The organism is Xanthovirga aplysinae, assembly GCF_009711365.1.
Taxonomy (GTDB): Bacteria; Bacteroidota; Bacteroidia; order Cytophagales; family Cyclobacteriaceae; genus Xanthovirga; species Xanthovirga aplysinae.
Genome location: NZ_SMMB01000869.1, coordinates 1 through 4,943, shown reverse-complemented (window position 1 = coordinate 4,943; position 4,943 = coordinate 1). Strand labels below are relative to the sequence as shown.

Genomic DNA, 4,943 nt, shown 5'->3' with positions numbered 1-4,943 from the left:
TAACACCCCCATTAACTCAATTAAACACCCCTTATCCGGCTACGGCTTATTTAAAGGGATATCTGAAGAAAAAAGATTATCAGGTGTATCAGGCAGATCTGGGGATTGAGGTGGTGCTTAAACTTTTTTCAGAGGAAGGTTTGGGGCGTCTTTTTAAGGAGGTGAGAAACCAGTTTAAAATTCATGCTTTATCCTCCAATGCCCGCAGAATGATGAGGATGGAGAAAGATTATTTGATTACAATTAATCAGGTGATTGCTTTTCTTCAAAATGGTGACTCTACCCTAGCCAATCGAATTTGTTACAGCGATTTTCTTCCGCAGGCTTCACGTTTTAGCCAGTTGGAAGAATTAGATTGGGCTTTTGGTACAATGGGCATTCAGGATAAAGCCAGGTACCTTTCTACACTTTTTTTGGAGGATTTGGGTGATTTGATTCAGGAAACGGTTGCTCCTGATTTTGGATTTAGTAGGTATGCAGAAAGGTTGGGGATGTCGGCCACTCATTTTGATCCACTTGAAGAAGCTCTTTCAAAACCCTCCAACCTGATTGATCAAATACTTTGTGAAGTTTTAAAGGAAAAAATGGAACTCTTTAACCCTAATTTTGTGGGCTTCACTGTTCCCTTTCCTGGAAATCTTTACGGTGCGCTGAAAAGTGGGCAATTCCTTAAAGCGAATTATCCTTCAGTTAAAGTGTTGATGGGAGGAGGTTATCCAAACACCGAGCTAAGAGATTTAAAAGAACCCAAAGTATTCCAATATCTGGATTACATTACTCTTGATGATGGGGAAGGTCCATTTGAGAAAATTTTGCAATATGAAGCCGGTATTAGGCCTTCTTCTCAATTGCAACGAACTTTTTTACTGAAAGAGGGAAAGGTAAAGTATATCAATAGTGCCCTCGATCCCTTTGTCCCACATGCAGAAGTGGGAACGCCTGATTACAAAGATCTGCCTTTACAAAAGTACCTTTCGGTGATCGAAATGGCCAACCCCATGCATCGCCTATGGAGTGATGGTCGATGGAATAAGTTAACCATAGCACATGGCTGTTATTGGAAGAAATGTTCCTTTTGTGATATTTCATTGGATTATATTGGCCGATTTGAGGGGGCTCCCGCTAAAGTATTGGTAGACCGGATTGAGACAATTGTGGAGCAGACCAATCAAACTGGTTTTCATTTTGTTGATGAAGCGGCCCCTCCATTAGCTTTACGTGACCTGGCAATTGAGCTCATTAAAAGAGGAGTAAGTATCACTTGGTGGGCGAATATCCGCTTTGAAAAGACGTTCACTCCGGATTTATGTAAATTGTTGGCCGCTTCTGGTTGTATAGCGGTTTCGGGAGGATTGGAAGTGGCCTCTGACCGTTTATTAAAGAAGATGGCTAAAGGGGTAACCATTGAGCAAGTCGCTAGGGTAACTCAGGGCTTTACCGATGCAGGAATCATGGTTCATGCTTATCTGATGTATGGTTTTCCCACCCAAACCGAACAGGAGACCATTGATTCACTGGAAATAGTGAGACAATTGTTTTTGAATGGGGTGATTCATTCGGCTTTTTGGCATTTATTTTCAATGACTGCTCATAGCCCAGTGGGAAAAAATCCTGAGGGTTTTGGAGTCTATAAGGTAGGGCCTAAAAAAGGCTCCTTTGCAAATAACGATTTAATTCATGAAGATCCGGATGGGGCAGATCATCAGAAATATACTTCGGGTTTAAAGAAGGCTTTGTACAATTATATGCATGGTGTTGGATTAGACTATCGGTTGGATTTTTGGTTTGATTTTCCTGTTCCTAAAGTCAGTGTACCTCGGAATCTAATAGAAAAATCATTAAGCTTTGGAAATAAGCCGGATGCCACACGTAAAACCGATAAAATAATATGGCCTGGGAATTTACCAGAATTAGTCTTGAAGGAAAGGATGAAGAAAGGAAAAAGGATAAAATCTGCTTTCCTTGAATTTTCAGATCGCAGCCAGGAATTTTCTTTTAAAACTAATGAGAAACTAGGGAAATGGTTAGCCCAAATTTTTCCCCTATTTCAAATCAAAGGAGAGAATGGCTTTACTATTGAAAACCTTGAGGAAAGTTATACTCAACTTTTAGAACAAGGTAGTTTTAAGAAATTTTTGGAGAGCCCCCTCTGGAAAGAATTACGGGAAAGAGGGTTACTTCTTATTAAAAATTAATTTTTTAAGGAAAGAGAAATCTATAGCTTTCTTGCAACAATCTCTCAATGAGTGCGTTTTTCCTCATATACATTTTTTAACCTAAAGTTTTTTTCATGAAATTAATGGTTAGAATGAGTGACATTGAGCGAGAGATTGAAGAATTTTTTTATCAATTCTTTGAAAAAATTTTCGCTTTAGATGTTCGGACTCATCAAAGAGAGTTAGCGATGCTACCAGTGTATTCCAATTAGTGGAAACTCTGGATGTTGGCGAATCCTTTTATGAAATTTTAATCCTTAGTCTGGTTTTTGATTGGTTTAATACACCTCAGTAATCAGACTTTTTTTATTTCTTTTTTGTCTATCAATTTTTAGCCTTTCTTTTACCTTGGAGTTAGAATTTTACTTAGACTTTTGGTGCAATTTGACATTTTCTTAGCTTTAATTTTTGGATGGAAGGTTTCTGCAAACCTTTGCATAAAAAAATCCTAATAAAAGTGTTGATAATTAGTATATTCTTATGGTATTTTTCACTTTTGGTTTCAGGCCTTCGGTTTTTAAAATATTAAAGGGAAGGGTAGGGATCTTTTTAAAAGGTGTTCTTTTAAGAGAAATTTCGATAAGTAGAGGTATTGGAAAAACACTTAGGACTTATTGGTATGGTCTTATGTTTTTTTGTTTTTGATCTGAAAGATTGTCACCTAGATTTGAAACTTGATTTAGAAAAATATTTATTATGAAAAAAATAGCAGTATTAACATCAGGCGGAGATGCACCTGGAATGAACGCCTGTATTCGAGCTGTTGTGAGAGGTGCTATCTATCATGACGTAGAGGTGTATGGGGTTCGCTATGGTTATGAGGGATTAATTAAAGGGGATATATATCCTATGAATTCCTATTCGGTTAGTAATATTATTCAAAGAGGGGGAACGATTCTAAAATCTGCCCGAAGTAAAGATTTTCGTACTAAAGAAGGACGACAAAAGGCTTATGGAAACCTTAAAGCCCTTGCAATCGATGGCTTAATTACCATTGGTGGAGATGGTACCTTTACCGGGGCTCACCTTTTTCATGAGGAATTTGGAATGCCTGTAGTTGGTGCACCTGGAACTATCGATAATGATCTTTATGGAACCGATAATACGATTGGTTTTGATACGGCCGTAAATACCGCTTTAGAAGCCATTGATAAAATTCGTGATACTGCCGATTCCCATGATCGTTTGTTTTTTATCGAAGTAATGGGAAGAGATTCTGGGTATATTGCCATTGAATCAGGAATAGGGGGAGGTGCCGAATTGGTGATGGTACCTGAAACGCAAACAACAGTTGAGCAGGTGATTCAGACTTTGAAAAGAGGTTGGCAGCGTTCTAAAAATTACTCCATAGTGGTTATTGCAGAAGGGGAAGTCGAAGGCAAGGCCTTGGAAGTTGCTGCAAAAGTAAGAGAACATATTGTGGATAATGATATTAGGGTTTCAACGCTGGGGCATATTCAACGTGGAGGTAGACCATCGGCTTTAGACCGCACATTGGCCAGTCGATTAGGGTTAGGAGCGCTGGAAGGATTAATCAATGGTGAATCGGATGTTATGGCAGGAATTATCAACGATCATTTGGTGTATACTCCTTTGAATGAGGCTATCACTAAGGAGAAGCCATTGAATCCTGATTTGATCAGGATGGTAAAGATTCTTAATGTGTAAAAATTCTTTTTTAGACTTTTAATTGAACGTGGACTTTCAGCAGAAACGCTTAGTGAATTGTTTTTTCTTGGCGAAAGGCAAATAAAAGTGGGTTCTTGCTGAATTTCTTTTAATCAATTGTTTTCTTCAATTGGGGTATTTCTTTTGGTGATGAAAATACTTATCAATTGGAAATGTTTAAAGCTATCATTTTCTTTTCCAGATAGTCAATAATTTTATTTTCTTCTTCCGGATTAAACCATTTTATTTCGGGATCCTTTTTAAACCAGGTCATTTGTCGTTTGGCATAGCGGCGGCTGTTTCTTTTAAGGAGTCTAATCGCTTCTTCTTTGTCAAATTTTCCCTCCAAATAATCAAATATTTCTTTATAACCTACTGTTTGGAGCGCATTGAGGTGCCTCTTAGAAAAGAGGCTTTGAGCTTCATCAAATAAACCTTTCCCAATCATAAGGTCCATACGGTGGTTGATTCGTTCATAAAGTTCTTCTCTTTCCCTCTCCAAACCTATTTTTAGTATATGAAAAGGTCGTTCTACTTTATTTTGGTTTTGAAAAAATGAAAAGGGTTTTCCTGTTGCCAGACATACTTCCAAGGCTCGAATAATTCTCTGAGGATTGTTTAAATCAACTTTGGAATAATAGGAGGGGTCTAAATCCTGAAGCATTTTTTGTAGTGGATCAAGGCCTTTCTCAGCGTATTCTTGATTTAGTTTTTCCCTGAAATGTGAAGGTGCTTCAGGTAATAGATCCATTCCTTCACAAAGAGCCTTGTTATACATGCCAGACCCTCCAGTCATGATAACGACATCATGATTTATAAAAAGTTCATCCAGTTTTTTAAGAGCGTCTCTTTCAAAGTGTCCGGCACTATACTCCTGATCTATGTGTAGAAAATTAACGAAATGATGTTTTACCCCTTTCATCTCTTCTACAGTGGGTTTGGCCGTTCCGATGTTTAATTCAATAAAAAATTGGCGGGAATCAGACGAGATAATTTCAGTTTTAAAATAATTAGCAAACCGAATACATAAATCTGTTTTGCCAACAGCCGTTGGGCCAA

Annotated in this window: 3 protein-coding genes; 2 read left to right on the top strand and 1 reads right to left on the bottom strand. The window is 37.9% G+C overall.

Features of this window, described 5'->3' with window-relative positions:
• Positions 1-2,195, top strand: a 2,195-nt coding sequence (locus E1171_RS07105) for a B12-binding domain-containing radical SAM protein (RefSeq protein ID WP_155205317.1), incomplete at its 5' end; no start/stop codon positions are given.
• 717 nt (positions 2,196-2,912) lie between these two features.
• Positions 2,913-3,884, top strand: a complete 972-nt coding sequence (gene pfkA, locus E1171_RS07100; protein WP_155205316.1) for a 6-phosphofructokinase — start codon at positions 2,913-2,915, stop codon at positions 3,882-3,884.
• 163 nt (positions 3,885-4,047) lie between these two features.
• Here the strand turns inward: pfkA and miaA are convergent.
• A partial coding sequence (gene miaA, locus E1171_RS07095) for a tRNA (adenosine(37)-N6)-dimethylallyltransferase MiaA (RefSeq protein WP_155205315.1) occupies positions 4,048-4,943 on the bottom strand: 896 nt, incomplete at its 5' end.